We start from the raw sequence: 17,029 nt of genomic DNA, 5'->3' as shown, positions 1-17,029 counted from the left end.
CCAAGGAGATTTCATGCTGCCCAAGTTTGCCCACGGTTTTGCGTTTGACCCCAGTTACGGTTATTCATTGGAAGCTTTGCAAGCGGTCGGCGTACCCCAGCCGCCAGCGGATTTCGCCGCGTTCTGGCAGGCACGTTACGCCCGTGCGATGCAGGTACACCCGCGTCCGTGCATTGAGCATACGGGGAAGCAACAGGGTGGGTATGAAGTCTATGACGTGCGCTATGGCTCGACCGACGGTGTGGTTATTCGGGGTTGGTTGCTGATTCCGCAAGATCAGCCGGTGACGCGCGGGTTGGTGTTTGGGCACGGTTACGGTGGGTGCAGTGGCGCGGATTTGCGCTTGCAACCTGCCGGGGCGGCGTTGTTGTTCCCCTGTTTGCGCGGTTTGTCATTGAGCCAGCAACAGGGCATTTCGAGCACGCCTTCTGAGCATGTGTTGTACGGCATCGGCAAACCTGATGAATACGTGATCGGCGGTTGTGTGGATGATGTATGGCTGGCGGTGTCGGCATTACTGGCGCTCTTCCCAGCAGCGCGGGGGCATGTGGGTTATGTGGGCACAAGCTTCGGCGGTGGGATCGGGGCGTTGGCCTTGCCGTGGGATGCGCGTATCCAGCGGGCGCATTTCCATGTACCGACCTTTGGCAACCAGCCCTTGCGCTTGCAATTGCCCACCATCGGCAGCGGGGCGGCAGTGCAGCGTTACCAGCAAAGTTATGGCAATGTCATGGATACCTTGCAGTATTACGATGCAGGCTGTGCCGCAACTTTCACCCAACAGCCCGTGCACGTTGCCGCCGCCCGCTTTGACCCGGCAGTTGCCCCACCGGGACAGTTCGCCATTTACAATGCGCTGGCGGGGGAAAAGTCGCTGTTTGTGCTGGAAGCTGGACATTTCGCCTACCCAAACCAAGCCGCGCAAGAACAGGCACTCTACAAAGAACTGGAAGGTTTTTTCGCTCAACTGTGAATGGTTTCCGTGTAACATAGCGGGCTGACGTGTGAAGTAGACCTGTTTGCGAGAGGAAACCCCGTTGCGAGTATTTGTCGGCCAAAATTTTGTGTGGACTCTATGGCTGTGCTTGCTGTTTTTTGGTCAAGCGATAGCAGCCCCACCACCTTTAGAAAGCGTTACCCTGCAATTGAAATGGCAACACCAGTTCCAATTCGCGGGCTACTACGCGGCGGTGGAAAAAGGTTTCTTCCGTGATGAGGGCTTGGATGTCACCTTGCAAGCAGGTGGGCCAGACATTTCCCCCCTGACCGAAGTGTTGGAAGGCCGTGCGCAATACGCGGTCGAAGCGGGCGAATTGGTGTACTACCGTTTGCAGGGCAAGCCGGTAGTGGCACTCGCCAGCATTTTTCAGCATTCCCCCGCTATCTTGATGACTTTAAGCGATTCCGGTTTGTTGACGCCGCACGACCTTGCCCATAAACGGGTGGGCATTTTGGTGGGCGGGCAACCCATCGTGGAAGTCGCTGCCATTTTCGTCAATGAAGGGCTTAAGCTGGATGCGCTATCCCTGCAACCGAACAGCGTGGGTATGGATGCGTTGGTGGCGGGCAAGTTGGATGCAGATTATGGCTACCTGACCAGCGAGCCATTCCTCAACCAGCAGGCAGGGCGGGATGTGCATTACATCCGCCCGATCAATTACGGGGTGGATTTTTACGGCGACACCCTGTTTACCTGCGAACGGCAAGTGCGTGAACACCCGGAACAGGTTGCAGCATTCCGCCGTGCAGTGGTGAAAGGCTGGCAATATGCGCTGGAAAACCCCGACGAAATCATCACCTTCCTATTGCAACACTACCCAAATCTGAACCGCGAACACCTCCAGTTTGAAGCGCAGCAAATCCGCGAGTTGATGAAGCCCGACATTGTGAAAATTGGGCACATGAATGGCGAACGTTGGCAACGCATGGCGGATACCTTCGTCAAACTCGGCATGGTCAATGACACCAACAAGTTGGAGGGTTTCCTGTATGACCCGGAGCAGAAATCTGATTACCGTTGGATAGGGTGGATGCTTGCTATCCTCTTGGCGGTCATTGCCTTGGGGTTTGCTGCCAGTGCGGTGTTGGGCTGGTTTAACGCACGCTTACAGGCAAAAAATGCCCAGCTTGAGCAAGAAATCCAAGCGCGTGCTGCCACTGACCGTTTGTTGCATGAAAGCCAGCGTTCACTGCAAAGCCTGATCGGCAACCTACCGGGGATGGCTTACCGTTGCCATTATGACCCCGCTTGGACGATGGAATTTGTCAGTGAGGGGTGCGAAGCGCTGACTGGCTGTCCGGTAAGCCATTTGCAGGGTAAGAAAGGGATAAGCCTCAACAGCCTGATCCACCCCGATGATCAGAAACGGGTGTGGGTGGAGACTTCTGCTGCCCTCCAAAAGCGTCAGCCGTTCCAGTTGAATTACCGGATAAAACACCGCACAGAGGGTTGGCGTTGGGTGTGGGAACAGGGGCACTGCGTGGAGTGGGCAGCCGATGGTTCGCCCCTGATGCTGGAAGGTTTGATCGTAGACATTACCTCACAGGTCGATACCCAGCAGGAATTGCAGCGTGCTAAGGAACAGGCCGATGCTGCGACCCGTGCCAAATCCATTTTCCTTGCCAATATCAGCCATGAAATCCGCACGCCGCTGTCGGTAGTGACGGGGCTTGCCCAACTGTTGCAGCAGACCACGCTGGACGGTAAGCAGCGTGATTATGCCGAGCAACTCCAGAGTTCTTCGCGCTTGTTGTTGGGGATTGTGGAAGACGTGATGGATTTTTCCTGCATCGAAGCGGGCGAAGTGGTGTTGCGTCCGGCGCTGTTCCATTTGCCGGGTATCCTGCAAAGTATTTGCCACGTGGTGCAAAAGGATGCGGATGCCAAAGGTTTGGTGTTTCAGGTCGAGCTACAGGACGATGTTCCCCAGAGTTTGTTGGGTGATCCCTTACGCTTGAGCCAAGTGCTGAACAACTTGCTGGTGAATGCGCTCAAGTTTACGAAAAAAGGCAAGATTTTCCTGCATGTCAGCCTCCAGTCACGCAGTGGCGAAACGGTCAGCATCCGCTTTTGCGTGCGCGATACTGGCATTGGCATCCCCGCTGACCAGCGCGAGAAACTGTTCGAGCCATTTGTACGGATTGAGGCGGACGGGCACGCCCTAGTCAAAGGTGCTGGTTTGGGGCTATCCATCAGCCGCCGCTTGGTGGAGTTGATGGGCGGCGTCATTACCGTGGAAAGCATTCCCGGTATCGGCAGCGAGTTTTGCTTCTGTGCCAATTTCGGGGTTGATGCGCAGCAAACAGCCATACCGGAACCCACTCTTGTGCCGGCCCCCCCCACCGATGTATTGGCAGGCGCACAAATATTGTTGGTGGATGATGATGTTTTGAACTGCATGTTGGGCACGGAATTGCTACGGGCCATCGGCTGTCACCCGGTGGCAGTCGAAAGCGGTGCGCTCGCCTTGGAAGCTCTGGAGCGCGAACCATTCCGGTTGGTACTGATGGATGTGGAAATGCCAAACATGAACGGTTACGAGGTAACGCAACGTATCCGCAGTGATCCCCGTTGGGCAAACCTGCCGATTGTCGCCCTGACTGCCCATGCATTTACCCAAGTGCGTGAACAATGTTTGACAAGTGGCATGAATGACTACCTGACCAAACCGATTGATATACAAAAGCTTAAAGCGACGCTGTTGCGCTGGTTAAGCCAAACGCCCGCCTAATAGCATAAGAAAAGCCCCGTTCAGGGGCTTTTCCATTAACGCTTTAGGAAAACCCAAGGTTATTTGGCAGCAGCGTCTTTCGGGAACGGGTCTGGACGCGGGGTGTCATTGGTGGATGGAGCCATGACGGGCAGTTTGAAATCAGGCTGTTTGCCTGTCAGGGTTTTCAGGAAGGCCACGATATTGCCAGTTTCCTCGTCGCTGAACTTTTTGCCCAACTGGATTTGACCCATTGTATGCACAGCATCTTCCAAGGTTTTAGCTGCACCGTCGTGGAAGTACGGGTAAGTCATTTCCACGTTACGCAGGGTAGGGACTTTAAACTTGAAGCGGTCAGCGTCTTGCTTGCTGACGGCGACTAAACCTTCGGCTTTGCTGTCGGTTTTGTACGGTTCAACCACGCCCATTTTCTGGAAGCTGTTGCCGCCGACTGCCGCGCCGTTATGGCAAGCGGTACAGCCGCTGTCCTTGAACAGCTTATAACCAGCCAGTTCCTTTTCGCTCAGGGCTTTGTCATCGCCTTTGAGCCATTGGTCAAACTTGGAATCCGGTGTGACCAAGGTTTCTTCAAACGCAGCAATCGCATCTGTCACCATGCCGATGTCGATGGCATCCTTTTTAAAGACGGTCTTGAACTCTTCTTTGTAGGCAGGAATAGAGTCCAGTACTTTAATCGCCAATTCGTGGGTGAATGCCATTTCGCCGGGGTTGGCGATAGGGCCGCCTGCTTGGGCTTTCAGGTCTTTGGCGCGACCATCCCAGAATTGCGCAACGTTCATGCTGGAATTCAGTACGGTTGGCGCATTGATGGGGCCTTGCTGCCAATGGTCGCCGATGGAGGTTTGCAGGTTATCTGTGCCGCCCATGCTCAAGTTGTGGCATGAGTTGCAGGAAATGGCACCGGATTTGGACAGGCGCGGGTCGAAATACAGTTTCTTGCCCAATTCCACCATGCCAGCGTCTTTGACTACAGCAGCTTCAATTGGCTTGATCGGCTCATCTTTCGGCGTCGTTTCTGCCGCTACGGCAGTTGCTAGGCCGAGTGCGAACAGCGAAACCATTAATATTTGTGCTTTCATAACTAACTCCTACTTTTTTTGGGTAAATTATTTCAGCGCTCATGTTAGTCCTTGTTTGGTGCTGGAACTTGATACAGGTCAAGGATTTTAAGATGGCTTGATAGGGTTTTTCGCTTGTTATAATCGGTTTTTTGGAAGGGGTAGGGGGTGGACAAATCCCAAATCTCCGCTATATTCATGTGCTGTTAAGTTCCAACGTGTCAGAACGGATTCTGAGAAATGTCCAAAGCACTTGCTGCCTCCCAGTTGCAGAATATCTTTTTTCCTGCCTATAAGAGCCATACCTTCCACCGCATCAACCTTGAATACTTGGTTCCTCTGCAAGCGTTGGGGCGTCAGCACGTTTACAGCCTGCTGGACGCCGGTTTTCGCAGCAATTTGAGTAAAGTCCGGGGGGCAGAAGATGCCTTGTACAGCTTGCGCCCGCAACTGGAAACCCAAGCTTTGCACATTTCGATGCAAGGATTGCGGCTGTCGAGTGGCAGGGAAGATTTACGTAAACAGTTATTAGCCAGCAGCCAAGGCAGTTTTTCGCAGTACCGCGCGGGGATTGAGGTGGATTTCGCTAACCAAAAGCTCTCCGAATCCTTGTTGGTGCAGGGTAACGGGGCGCTACAGCGGGTATTGCTGGCGGAACACATGCTCAAAGATGCGCTTTCCGTTAATGGACGCAATTACCGCGCCCATTTTGAGTTGGGCTGGATTTATTTATTCCTGTTCGGCAAGTTGCCGGAAGCGATTTCCCATTTCGGGCAAGCAGCGGTGTATGCGCAAGCCCACGACCCGGCGTTCGCGTTATTTGCCCAGCGCCATTTGGCGGATGCTTGCTATGGGGCAGGGGATTACAGCGCGGCAATCGAGATTTCCCTCGGGGTGGTGAACCAGTCCCGGCAGGACGATCTGGAAAGCCTGTACGAATGTTCGCGTTACCTGAGTGCCGAAGGCGAAAGCCGGGAAGCTGCCAAACGTTTGTCCGCCGTGGTGGCACGTTCGCCAGTTTACTATTTGCAGGCGCAAGTCGAGCCTGATTTCGCGGGAAATGGTGAAATTGGAGGGATGTTGCGGGATTTGCGGGCCGTTAAGGTCAAACGCATCCAGCACTATGTCCAAACCCACTGGAAACAAAACCCGATGGCGTGTTTGCCACTGCCTGACCGGATTGATTCTGGGGATTTGTTCAAGCAAGTGGTACACCAGCATGTGCGGGTGCTGTCGCATTTGCCCTACGTCACCTTAGACCAGCGCGAAAAGCAGATTGGGGATTTGATCCTGAATGCTTCGCAACAGCGCATCATGCGCGAGGTTAAACAACGTTCGCGCCATTACGAGCGGGTCGCTGAGCAGCAACGCTCACGCTGGGGATGGGTGAATCAGGTTGGTGGGGTACTGATCCACACATCCGCCGTGCTATTGCTGGCATCGCTGATGTTCTACCTGTTGCGGCTCACCTCCGGCATGTTTGGCTTGGGTGCGCTGCTGGGTTCCGATGCCGTCATCAACCGCATTTTGGGCAGTATGCTGTTGCTGGGCGCGGCGGGTATTACCCTGTTCCAGTTCGTCCCTTTTGGGGTGAAGAAACTGTTGCGTAAGCAGGTTGAACTGGATAATACCTTGAACCTATTACAATCTTCCTGACCACCACCACGGACAGCAACGCCAGTAAGCCCGCGAGCCACCAGAAATCCACCACGCCACCGCCACCGGGGTACAACATGCGCGGGTTATCCGGTTGTGTGACGGGTGTTCCCGCATACGGCGGTGGGGCGTATTGCTGTATCCACGGGGCGTAATTGGCAACACGGGTGTAGATGCCGTATTTCCCCGCAACAGCGCAACCATCCCCTTGGCTGACAATCCCGACTTGGCGGTAAACCCCGTTCAGGCGTACCAGCAATGGCCCGCCGCTATCACCCACGCAGGCATCTTTCCCACCTTGCGGCAGTCCGGCACACAGCATATTGGATTGCACTTTGCCGTTATAAGAGGAGCGGCGGTTGCAAACGGCGTTGGAAATGATGGGAACCGTCACTTGCTGCAACTGGCGTGGGTAATCCCCCGGAATGCCACCAGCGGCATTGGCACGGCGTGCGCCCCAACCGACCACGGTCGCTGCCGTACCCGCTGGCGGATTGTCGGCGTAAATTGGCATGGTTGCCCCTTCCAAGGGAGTGGTCAGCATGATCAGCGCAAGGTCATTTGCCCCGGTACGTGGGTTGTAGTTAGGATGGACGACGATACGCTGGACACCGGAATAGCGCCCTTTCGGTGAATCTAACCCGGCAGCCCCGGAGTAGATGACCATATCGCCCGCACCGTATTCATAGCTTAAGCCTTCTGCTTCCCCCCGGACGCAGTGGCCTGCTGTCAGTACCCACAAAGGATGGATCAGGTTGCCCCCGCACAGAATATCCCCCGTGGCAGTCGTCTTGATGGCAACGACTGAAGGCCATGCATTTTGTCCTGCCGGATTCCCCCCTACAATTCGCATCATCATGTTAGGATTTGCGCCCGCTAGCTGCCACGGCAACAGCAGGAGAAAAATTATCCCCAATACTTTGTACATTATACGTCCCCTGTCACGTTATCATTTAGCCCACTAGGTACGACCACAGAAACGTGCGGATTACTGCATCTAATGGAAATTTTTTTATGAGTTTTATCCTGATTACCGGAAATGCCACGCTGGACATCGTGAATGTGGTTGACCATTACCCACACGAAGACGAGGAAATGCGTGCCTTACGCCAGTGGTCGGATGTCGGCGGGAATGCTGCCAATGTCGCACGGGTATTGGCAGCACACCGTCACCGCTGCGATTGGGCGGGCGTGATTGCCAGCGATGCTGACGGGAAAGCGATCCTGAAAAAGTTGGCGGATTGTCCGGTAGGTACAGAATACGCCAGTCACCAGCCGGGCAATTCCCCGGTTTCCTACATCACCCTGAACCAACAAAACGGCAGCCGCACGATAGTCCATCACCGCGATTTGCCTGAATTGTCGGCGGAAGATTTCGCCCGCATTCCGGTGGAACGTTACGACTGGCTGCATTTTGAAGGCCGCAATGTGGCGGAGCTGAGCAAAATGCTGGCGTTTGCCCGCGATGCCATTTTCGATCAGCCGCTATCGTTGGAGATCGAAAAAGACCGCGAAGGGCTGGAGACACTGGTTCCGCTGGTGGATGTGGTGATGTTTTCACGCGCTTACGCACAAGCCCAAGGGTTTACCGATGCGCAAAGTTTCCTGCTTGACCGCCAAGCAAAGCACGGCTGCGTGTGGATGACTTGTACGTGGGGTGATCAAGGGGCGTGGGCAATCGACCAACTTGGCGTGGTGTTCCATGCTCCCGCTTTAGCCGTGGAAAAGGTAGTGGATACCGTGGGGGCGGGGGATACCTTCAACGCGGGGCTGATCCACGCGCTGGCGACCGGGCAGTTATTGGAAGAGGCGTTGCAGTACGCGGTGAAATTGGCGGGGCAAAAAGTGCAGCAGCAGGGCTTTGATGGCGCTTATGATAAAATGGCATCCACCGCAGTTACCAAGGAAATACAAAACCCATGATGGCTTTCGTCCCTTTTTCCATCGCTCGCCTGCCGCGTATTGAATTCGGCGCAGGCGCAATCCGCAAGCTGCCCGCCATCGCCGCGCAGTACGGCAAACGTTTGCTGATCGTCACGGGGGCTGGCTCTTTCACCGAATCCGCCGCTGGCGAAGCGCTGTTCCGTGACTTACAAGCTGCGGGTTTCTATTGGGAAATCTGCCGTGTTAGCAGCGAACCTTCCCCGCAATGGGTGGATGACACCGTGGCGGCGTGGCGCGGAATCCCTTTCGATGCGGTCATCGGTATCGGCGGCGGTAGCCCTTTGGATGCAGGGAAAGCGGTTGCCGGACTGCTCAAACCCGGCAATTCGGTGATGGATCATTTGGAAGGTGTCGGCCCTGAATTGCCCTACCAAGGCTCTTCCACTCCCTTCATTGCCGTACCGACCACCGCAGGGACAGGTTCGGAAGCCACCAAAAACGCGGTGCTGTCGGTGCAGGGCGAGCACGGTTTCAAGAAATCTTTCCGCGATGACAAGCTGATGGCGGAATACGCGATCATTGACCCGGAGTTGCTCGCCACTTGTCCGCCTGCGCAAATCGCCGCCAATGGCATGGATGCTTTTACCCAGTTGATGGAAGCCTACGTTTCCACTCGCGCCAATCCGCTGACCGATGCGCTGGCCTTGTCGGGCATGGAAGCGGTGCGCGACAGCTTGTTGGCGTGGTACGAAAACCCGGCAGATGCGGATGCCTGCGGGAAAATGGCTTACGCTGCGCTGCTTTCCGGCATCTGTTTGGCGCAAACTGGCTTGGGTTCGGTGCATGGCATTGTTGCCCCGTTGGGCGCTTTCCATCCGGTTGCGCACGGTGTTGGTTGCGGCATGTTGGTGGCGGAAGCGACGCGCATGAACATTGATTTATTGGAAGCCCGCAATCCCGATCATTCGGCGTTGGGTAAATATGCAGAAATCGGTAAGCTGTTCCGGGGGCGCAAGCATATTGATGCAGTTGGGGCGCGGGTATTCCTCGTGCACACGCTGACTACATGGACGCAGCAACTCAAACTGCCGCGCCTGTCCGCCTTCGGTGTTACGGAAGCGGATATTCCTAAAATCGTGGCTAATTCACGCGGTTCCAGCATGAAAACCAACCCGGTTGAACTGCACGATGCAGAAATCGCCGCCATCATCCGAGCGTGTTTATGAAAAAAGTCAGTTTGTTCGTGGATGTGCAAAACATCTACTACACCACGCGCCACGCCTACGGTTGCAGTTTCGATTACAACCGTTTCTGGGCGCAAGCCACCGCTGGGCGGCAAGTGGTACATGCCTACGCCTATGCTATTGCCCGAGGTGACGAAAAGCAGATGCAGTTCCAAAACATCCTGCGCGGCATCGGTTTCGAGGTGAAGCTCAAGCCTTTCATCCAGCGCAGCGACGGTTCCGCCAAGGGCGATTGGGACGTGGGCATTACCTTGGATGTGATTGAAGCCGCCGCTAGCACCGACATTATCGTGCTGGCTTCCGGTGATGGCGATTTCGACCTGCTGTTACGCAAGGCACGCGAACGTTATGGGGTGGAAACGGAAGTCTATGGTGTGCCCAGTTTGACCGCCAATTCCTTGGTGCAGGCCGCAACGTGCTACGTGCCAATTAAGGACGGGCTGTTGCTGAAGCCCAAGTCGGGTTAAAAACAGCCTGCCAACGGAAACGTTTCAAATCCACCTTGCCGTTGGCGTCGAATTCCACACCTTCCGCTTCCAGCAAATGCCGCTGGTGCAACTCCCCACCCGGATATGCCCGTCCTAAGCTGATCGTGCCTTTGGCATTGATGACGCGCTGCCACGGTACGTCGGTGAATTCCGGTAAAGCGTGCAGCGCATAACCGACCAGCCGCGCGTGTCCCGGCAAACCTGCGAGTGCAGCAATATCACCGTAAGTGGCAACACAGCCGGGCGGAATTTGGCGGACGGTGGCGTAAATACGCTGGTGTTTGCTTAAGGTGTTCATGTCAGGGAATGCTGCATGATTTCCACTGCATTGTCGTCGGGATCGCGACAAAATAGCGCCTGACGCCCAGATTTACTGCGGCTGATGGCAATGCCTGCGGCTTCCAGCCGTGTTGCCAGTTCATCCAAATCATTGCACCACAAGGCCAGATGCCGGTCACGCCCACCGTGGGCAGGGCGGGTCAGACCGTGTTCGGGATTGGGGACTTCCAGCAAGTGGATTTGCTGACTGGCATTGATGTCCAGCCATGCGCCGGGATAGCCCAAATCCGGGCGTTTGGGGTCAACTGCCAAACCGAGTAAATCGCAGTAAAACCCCAGTGCCCGTCCGGTGTCACTGACAATGATGCTGACGTGGTGCAGGGCGAACAGGCTCATGCAATTTCCTCATAATTTTCCGGCTTAAAACGCGGCGAACAGATGGCAAGGAAAATTAGTTGCGTATCGCCACTATTGGTGATCCGTTGGCGGCACAATGGCGGAATGACCACCACATCACCAGCGACAACCCGCTGTGGTGGTAACTCCCCAATGTCGACACTGCCAGTGCCTTGCAGGATGACGTAACGTTCGGTCGTGCCGTGCAGGCGATGCCAGCGGGTGGTTTGCCCTAGTTCGACACGGGCGCGGGCAATAGAAACCGCTTCATCCGCCGCGCTATTGCTGAGTTCGAGGATATGGCAACCTTCTTTGAAGAAGTATTCAGCACTTAACGGTGTATGAATGATTGTAGGCATGTGGATTCCGCGATTGCTCGTAAATGCTAGAACTCATCCTTGCCAGATGTGCTATAAATCTATCGCATAGTGACAAATAACAGATATAGGCGCGAAATGATGACAAGGATGTTTAGAAGCAGCAACTTCAACGTCGCTGCACATGCAGGAAATGGTACGCCAAACGTGGCTACCTGCCCACAATGTGGTGGTATGGCGCGGGTCGCCCAACAATCGTGGTTCCAACGGTTGCTAGCCCCCCGCAACAGCGGATTGTTCCGCTGCCATTCGTGCGGGGCTATGTTCCGCAGCACGGGTTAGGTGCTTACCTTGGTTGGTGCGTGGGTTAGTCCACGCACATTTCCATTTTTCCTTCAGATATTTTGGTTTTACTGCCAAGTTCAGTAATTTTTCCGTCTTTGCTGACGTGCAGTTTGACCGCGTAAGTTGGGTGCTTGCCGCAGCCAAAGATGCTGTGTTCGTACATCAGCACGTCGTAGCCGTCCCCAGCGGGTTTGGCGTGACTATCTTCAATGCTTTTGACGAAATAGGTTTCATTACTGTTGTATTGGAAGCCATAGGCAGCCATGTACGGCGTCATAATGCGGGCATAAGCTAATGCCTCGAAACCATCGTCAATCGGCAGGAACAGGTGCTGGAAATCGGCCTTGTTTTTCAACAGCGCAAACTTCCCATCTTTGGCAATGATGTAGCGGGTGTACTGCTGCAATAACCCGCCGCCACTGCTGACGTATTCACCTTCCGCCAATGGTGGTCTGCCATTAGCAACAATCTGGCACATCGCAATCGGGTAGGACGGTTGGAATGCGGTGAAAACGCCCGCGTATTCCCCTTCCAGCAGATTGATGGAGGTGCAGCCGAATTTTTCCAGTGCGCCACACGGCTTGATGCCGCTGCTGTAGCTTTCTTTGGGGCAACCCAACGCCTTGAACGGAGCCGCCAAGTCTTTTGCCGGTGGTTCAGGGTGATGGATAAAGCTGGGTTTGCCTGTTGGTTGGGCAGTGTCGTCTGGCTTTACGGCGTCGTTGCAGCCTGCGTTACTGAGCGCTAAGGTTGCAATGAGTGCCACAGATAGGGATGTCTTACGCATAGTCAGCTTCCTTACCTACTTTTGTTCAGCCTTTTCCCACGTATCTTTGAGGCTAATTACCCGGTTGAATACCGGATGCTCTGGCGTGGAACGTTTGGCATCGGGGATGAAATAGCCTTCGCGCTCGAACTGGTAGCGGTCATTCGCAGTGGCTTGCGCCAAGCTGCTTTCCGCTTTGCAACCGTTGAGAATCACGAGGCTGTTGGGGTTGAGGTAGTCGAGATAGTTCTTGCCGCCAGCATCCGGGGCAACGTCGGTGAACAGGCGGTCGTACAGGCGCACTTCGCAGTCCACATTGTCATGCGCTGCTACCCAGTGGATCACGCCTTTGGCTTTTACGCCGTCAGCCGGGTCTTTGCCAAGGGTTTCTTCCAGCACGCGGGCGTGGACTTCGATGATATTGCCATCCGCGTCTTTGATGGCTTCTTGCGCTTCGATCACGTAGGCATTGCGCAAGCGCACCCGTTTGCCTTTCACCAAACGTTTGTAATGCTTGTTGGCTTCTTCGCGGAAGTCGTCTTGGTCGATGAAAATTTCACGTCCAAACGGCAGTTCACGGGTTCCCATCGCTTCATTCTGCGGGTGCTGCGGGGCGGTCATCGTTTCTACCCTGCCTTCGGGGTAGTTGGTGAGCACCACTTTCAGCGGGTGTAACACGCACATGGCGCGGGGGCTGTTAGCGTTGAGGTCTTCGCGGATCGCGTATTCCAACATGCTGATGTCAACCACACCTTCGACCTTGGTCACACCTGCCATTTCGCAGAAATCACGCAGGGCTTTGGGGGTGAAACCCCGGCGGCGCATCCCGGCGATGGTCGGCATACGTGGGTCGTCCCAGCCGTCAACGTGCTTTTCGTCCACCAATTGCTTGAGCTTGCGCTTGCTGGTGACGGTGTAATTGACGTTGAGGCGCGAAAATTCGTACTGGTGCGGTTCGGCAGGCACAGGCAGGTTTTGGATGAACCAGTCGTACAACGGGCGGTGGTCTTCAAATTCCAGCGTGCAAATCGAGTGGGTGATGCCTTCGATGGCGTCACTTTGCCCGTGGGTATAGTCGTAAGACGGGTAAATGCACCATTTGTCGCCCGTTTGGTGGTGGCTGGCTTTCTTGATGCGGTACAACACCGGGTCGCGCAGGTTGATGTTGGAAGCCGTCATGTCGATTTTGGCACGCAGGGAACAAGCACCTTCCTCGAATTCCCCGGCACGCATTTTCTCAAACAGCGCCAAGTTTTCTTCAATGGAACGGGTGCGGAACGGGCTTTCCTTGCCTGCTTCGGTCAGCGAGCCACGGTAAGAGCGCATCTGTTCGGCATTCAGGTCACAAACGAAAGCCTTGCCTTCCTTGATCAGGTAGATAGCCCACTCATACAACTGGTCGAAATAGTCGGAGGCGTAATGCACTTCGCCGTCCCACTGGTAGCCCAGCCACTGCACATCGGCTTGGATGGAATCGACGTATTCTTCGTCTTCCTTCGCTGGGTTGGTGTCGTCCATACGCAGGTTGCACTTGCCACCGTAACGCTGCGCCAGCCCAAAGTTCAGCCAAATGGATTTGGCGTGTCCAAGGTGCAAATAGCCGTTGGGTTCGGGGGGGAAGCGGGTTTTGATTTCCGTAACCTTGCCGCTGTTGAGGTCTTCTTCGATGATACGTTCGATGAAGTTGAGGGGTCTGCCAGTCTCGCTCATATCCTTGCTTCTTGTTGGTACATACAATGCGGGCATTAGACTATTAAGCACAACAGATGTCCAGTGTTGTGCCTTGAGGGGTGTGATTGTGGCGATGGATGTCGGGGCTTTTACTTGTGGGCGAAGAGGGCGTATGCAACTGCCCCTCCGAAGATTGTCCCCTGTAGGGGCGTATTGCATACGCCCTTTTCATGGCTTGGCGGCTTTAGCTTTCTCTAGCAGTTGTAACACATAGTCGTACTTTTTCCCGAATACACTTGGGGTTTGCCAAGCAAGGAGGGCGAACAGTTGGGCTGATTCTTGCAGCAGCAGAAAGGCTTTTGCAAGTTCCCTCCAAATCAAATAAGTCTCCCCAAATGCGGCAAGTGTTGTTGCTACGTAGGGTATGTACACTACTGGGTTGTTCTTTGCGAGTATGCGTAGGATGTGTAGTGCCTCAGAGAAGAGCATCTCTGCCTCTGAGTTCCTCTGGCTATCAGCCGCCACTAAGAGGCCAAGGTTGTTAAGTGTCTGCGCTACGTATGGTAAGAAAACCGCTGGATTGTTCTTGGTGAGTGTACGGTAATGCCCCAGTGCCTCAGTAAAGAGCTGTTCGGCCTCGCTATGTCTCTGGATGTCAGTCTGCACCAAAATACCAAGGTTATTCAGCGTCATTGCCACGTCTGGAATGAATAGTTCTGGGTTGTTTTGGGCGAGTGTGCAGTAGTTCTCTAGTGCTTCGCTATAAAGCATTTCAGCTTCACTGCGTCGTTGGTTGTTGGACGCCACCAAAAGGCCAAGATTGTTCAGCGTCATTGCTATGCCGGATAAGAACATCATAGGGTTGCTCTTGGCAAATGAACGATATATGTTCAATGCCTCGGCGAAGAGTTTCTCCGCCTCACTGCTTCGCTGAATTTCTGTCGCTACCAAAAGGCCAAGGTTATTCAGTGTTGCCGCTACATTAGGTAGGAATCTCGCTGGATTGTCTTTAGCAAGATGACGACGGATGTCCAGTGCCTCTGTGTAGAGCCTCTCTGCCTTGATATGTTGCTGATTGTCAGCCGCAACCAAATTGCCAAGGTTGTGCAGTGTCGCCGCTATGTTGGGCAGAAACATGGTTGGGTTGTCTTCGGCAAATGTGCGGTAAAGTGTGAGTGCCTCGGTAAAGAATTTTTCGGCTTCACTGCGGCGCTGATTGTCAGCCTGCATCACTATGCCTAGATTGTTCAACGTCATCGCTACGTCAGGTAAGTATACCGTTGGGTTATTTTTGGCGAGAATGCGGCGGATGTTTAGCACCTCGGTATAGACTTTCTCTGCTTCCCTGTATTGATTGTTGTCCTGCAAAAATAGGGCATAGATAAACATGCGCTCGGAAGTTTTGCCTGATTTGAGTGCTTTTTCAAAATACCCGCAGGTTTGGACAATGCGCTGGTCGCCTAAGCTGTAATCAATTGCAGTCAGGTGTGCTTTTAGCAACCATTCGTTGGCTTTGTCGTCAAGTTGTGCGGAGATAGTCGCTTGTTCTTCCTGTAACCACTGCTGTTTTGCAAGTAGGGCATCCTGCTCTTGGGTAATACTTTCTGCATCCAATACCGCCCGAGCTTGTACATATTCACCCGCATCAAAATGCTGCTTGGCTAATTTCAGACGTTCAGTGTCGAGGGGAATGCGGTTGAAATCTTCAGCCAGTTTCAGGACATCGCGTTTGAACCCTTCCATCTGTTGCAGCAATCTCGCCAATTCTTGCCAGAAGTCAGTGTCATCGGGGTATTTTCTTATACGCTCCAGCAGTTTCTCCCGCTGGCTTTCCATCGCTTGATAGGATGCAGAATGGTAGAAATTTTGGGTAATTTGGCTATCGTTGCCAACAATTACCGAACCGCCAGTGGTCGAGATGTTACCCGTGTGGATGTCGGATGAAGTCATGCCTCAGCCAATACTGTTGCGATTGCCAACAATTACTGAACCGCCGGTGGTCGAGATGTTGCCCGTGGTAATGCTGCTAATATTGCCTGTACCACCCATCGCCAATTGAATGAGACTATCACGTAAGACTTGGTTGGTTTCCAGCATTGCCAGAAATGCAATCTCGAATTCAGTCTGTTGGTTATTGACCGTGTAGCCTGCAAGCCGCGCAAACCCCGCGCCCGTCAGTGTTTTGATGCTATCGTAGGCCGCATTGCCGACCACTCCGCCAGCAATAGCACTCCACGCAAAACTGGTTAATGCCATTATGTCCATCGTAAGCCTCATGGTAGAAGTGGGGTTGCCTGCGATTGTAGCAACACCCACTGGGAGCTTACAGTTTTTTCAATGGCTTGCTGGTGCTTAATCCCCCAACACCACCTGCCCAAACAGCGACGGATCACGGCACGATTCATCCGCCCGCGTCCGCCAACACATTCACAGCCAAGTCACCCGCTGCCGTGTTTAGCCGATCATCGTTTGTCCAGAAATCTGTGCAACCGTGATAACGGGCAATTGCCAAGTGCAAGGCATCAGGTGTTTTCAAGCGGTGGGTTGCCCGTAACTGCAACGCTTGTTCATAAACAGTTTCAGGGATAGACAGCCAGATTTGTTGCGCCAGAAAATCCTCGTATCGCCGCTGGAGCAATGTATTTCCATCCTGCAACGGTTTAACTAATACTTCCATGCGCAGCAGCGGGGATACTGCCAGTTGGTATTCCGGCAGGCTATCCAGTGTTGCCTTGATTTTTGGGTAGTGGTCGGGATGCTTCTCAATCAGGTAAATCAGGATGCAAGCATCAAGGTAAATGTGCTTCACTCATCACCCCAAGCATCACGGATTTCTTGCACAGTCCGGTCAATTTGCTCGGGATTTCCCATCGGGTACTGTTTGTAGGTATCAGAAGCCAACCACGCCTTGACTGCTTGCGCACTGCCTTTGTTGGTTTGCCAAATGGCAGCGCAGTTATCAGTCTCGGTTGGTTCATCATGCCGCCTGATGATTTCCATGATTTTTAGGTATTTGGCAAATGGGATGATCACCGCCTGTTTGCTGCCGCGCTCATCAACAATGAATTGCTCGTTTAACTGCATGTACATGGTGTGATTTTCCAATCTGAAGATACCATTGATTCTGGCATAGCCACTCAGCCCCTGCAATTTTACTTGCAGCAGGCATGAGTGGCTTACAGTTTTTTCAACAG

Annotated in this window: 17 protein-coding genes; 6 read left to right on the top strand and 11 right to left on the bottom strand. The window is 53.9% G+C overall.

Going from position 1 to position 17,029, the window contains the following annotated elements; translation table 11 throughout:
• Positions 1-13: 13 nt before the first annotated feature.
• Together PHE17_RS08520 and PHE17_RS08515 are read left to right on the top strand one after the other, a co-directional pair.
• Positions 14-973, top strand: coding sequence for an acetylxylan esterase (locus PHE17_RS08520; RefSeq protein ID WP_301015402.1), 960 nt, complete (start codon positions 14-16; stop codon positions 971-973).
• A gap of 64 nt (positions 974-1,037) precedes the next feature.
• A complete protein-coding gene (locus tag PHE17_RS08515; protein ID WP_301015401.1) occupies positions 1,038-3,731 on the top strand; it encodes an ABC transporter substrate-binding protein in 2,694 nt (897 codons plus the stop codon).
• Between the two features lie 59 nt (positions 3,732-3,790).
• Here the strand turns inward: PHE17_RS08515 and PHE17_RS08510 are convergent, their stop codons facing one another.
• Entirely contained in the window at positions 3,791-4,810 is a 1,020-nt protein-coding gene (locus tag PHE17_RS08510; RefSeq protein ID WP_301015400.1) for a cytochrome-c peroxidase, read from the bottom strand.
• A gap of 219 nt (positions 4,811-5,029) precedes the next feature.
• Here PHE17_RS08510 and PHE17_RS08505 point away from each other — a divergent pair, with 219 nt between their 5' ends.
• A complete protein-coding gene (locus PHE17_RS08505) occupies positions 5,030-6,445 on the top strand; it encodes a hypothetical protein (protein ID WP_301015399.1) in 1,416 nt (471 codons plus the stop codon).
• Here the strand turns inward: PHE17_RS08505 and PHE17_RS08500 are convergent.
• Positions 6,351-7,373: a serine protease gene (locus tag PHE17_RS08500; RefSeq protein ID WP_301015398.1), complete on the bottom strand. Its 1,023-nt coding sequence runs from the start codon at positions 7,371-7,373 to the stop codon at positions 6,351-6,353. The genes PHE17_RS08505 and PHE17_RS08500 overlap by 95 nt on opposite strands.
• 86 nt (positions 7,374-7,459) lie before the next feature.
• On the opposite strand from PHE17_RS08500, the gene PHE17_RS08495 reads away from it, so the two are divergent.
• The 3 genes from PHE17_RS08495 to PHE17_RS08485 are packed head-to-tail and all read left to right on the top strand — an operon-like array spanning position 7,460 to position 10,040.
• Positions 7,460-8,368, top strand: a complete 909-nt coding sequence (locus PHE17_RS08495) for a PfkB family carbohydrate kinase (protein ID WP_301015397.1) — start codon at positions 7,460-7,462, stop codon at positions 8,366-8,368.
• Positions 8,365-9,555 (top strand): iron-containing alcohol dehydrogenase, encoded by a 1,191-nt coding sequence (locus PHE17_RS08490; protein ID WP_301015396.1) that lies wholly within the window; start codon positions 8,365-8,367, stop codon positions 9,553-9,555. The genes PHE17_RS08495 and PHE17_RS08490 overlap by 4 nt, the downstream gene beginning before the upstream one ends.
• On the top strand, positions 9,552-10,040 hold the full coding sequence (locus PHE17_RS08485; protein WP_301015395.1) for an NYN domain-containing protein: 489 nt from the start codon (positions 9,552-9,554) through the stop codon (positions 10,038-10,040). The genes PHE17_RS08490 and PHE17_RS08485 overlap by 4 nt, the downstream gene beginning before the upstream one ends.
• On the opposite strand, the gene PHE17_RS08480 is transcribed toward PHE17_RS08485, so the two are convergent.
• The 9 genes from PHE17_RS08480 to PHE17_RS08440 form a co-directional block, all read right to left on the bottom strand.
• A complete protein-coding gene (locus PHE17_RS08480; RefSeq protein ID WP_301015394.1) occupies positions 10,003-10,359 on the bottom strand; it encodes an MGMT family protein in 357 nt (118 codons plus the stop codon). The genes PHE17_RS08485 and PHE17_RS08480 overlap by 38 nt on opposite strands.
• Positions 10,356-10,736 (bottom strand): VOC family protein, encoded by a 381-nt coding sequence (locus PHE17_RS08475; protein WP_301015393.1) that lies wholly within the window; start codon positions 10,734-10,736, stop codon positions 10,356-10,358. Before PHE17_RS08475 ends, PHE17_RS08480 begins: the two co-directional genes overlap by 4 nt.
• Complete coding sequence (locus PHE17_RS08470; RefSeq protein ID WP_301015392.1) at positions 10,733-11,095, bottom strand: cupin domain-containing protein; 363 nt, start codon at positions 11,093-11,095, stop codon at positions 10,733-10,735. The genes PHE17_RS08475 and PHE17_RS08470 overlap by 4 nt, the downstream gene beginning before the upstream one ends.
• A 325-nt stretch (positions 11,096-11,420) precedes the next feature.
• Positions 11,421-12,185, bottom strand: a complete 765-nt coding sequence (locus PHE17_RS08465) for a hypothetical protein (protein WP_301015391.1) — start codon at positions 12,183-12,185, stop codon at positions 11,421-11,423.
• Between the two features lie 15 nt (positions 12,186-12,200).
• Complete coding sequence (locus PHE17_RS08460; RefSeq protein WP_301015390.1) at positions 12,201-13,874, bottom strand: glutamine--tRNA ligase/YqeY domain fusion protein; 1,674 nt, start codon at positions 13,872-13,874, stop codon at positions 12,201-12,203.
• A gap of 189 nt (positions 13,875-14,063) precedes the next feature.
• Complete coding sequence (locus tag PHE17_RS08455) at positions 14,064-15,785, bottom strand: tetratricopeptide repeat protein (protein WP_301015389.1); 1,722 nt, start codon at positions 15,783-15,785, stop codon at positions 14,064-14,066.
• Positions 15,786-15,788: 3 nt separating this feature from the next.
• Positions 15,789-16,091 (bottom strand): hypothetical protein, encoded by a 303-nt coding sequence (locus PHE17_RS08450; protein ID WP_301015388.1) that lies wholly within the window; start codon positions 16,089-16,091, stop codon positions 15,789-15,791.
• A gap of 145 nt (positions 16,092-16,236) precedes the next feature.
• Complete coding sequence (locus PHE17_RS08445) at positions 16,237-16,644, bottom strand: type II toxin-antitoxin system VapC family toxin (protein WP_301015387.1); 408 nt, start codon at positions 16,642-16,644, stop codon at positions 16,237-16,239.
• The gene (locus PHE17_RS08440) at positions 16,641-16,925 is read right to left on the bottom strand and encodes a hypothetical protein (protein WP_301015386.1); all 285 of its coding nucleotides are present in this window, start codon (positions 16,923-16,925) and stop codon (positions 16,641-16,643) included. Before PHE17_RS08440 ends, PHE17_RS08445 begins: the two co-directional genes overlap by 4 nt.
• Positions 16,926-17,029 lie beyond the last annotated feature (104 nt).

The organism is Thiothrix sp., from assembly GCF_028714775.1.
Taxonomy (GTDB): Bacteria; Pseudomonadota; Gammaproteobacteria; order Thiotrichales; family Thiotrichaceae; genus Thiothrix.
The sequence above is the reverse complement of the archived record's forward strand: the minus strand, read 5'-3'. Positions and strand labels throughout refer to the sequence as shown.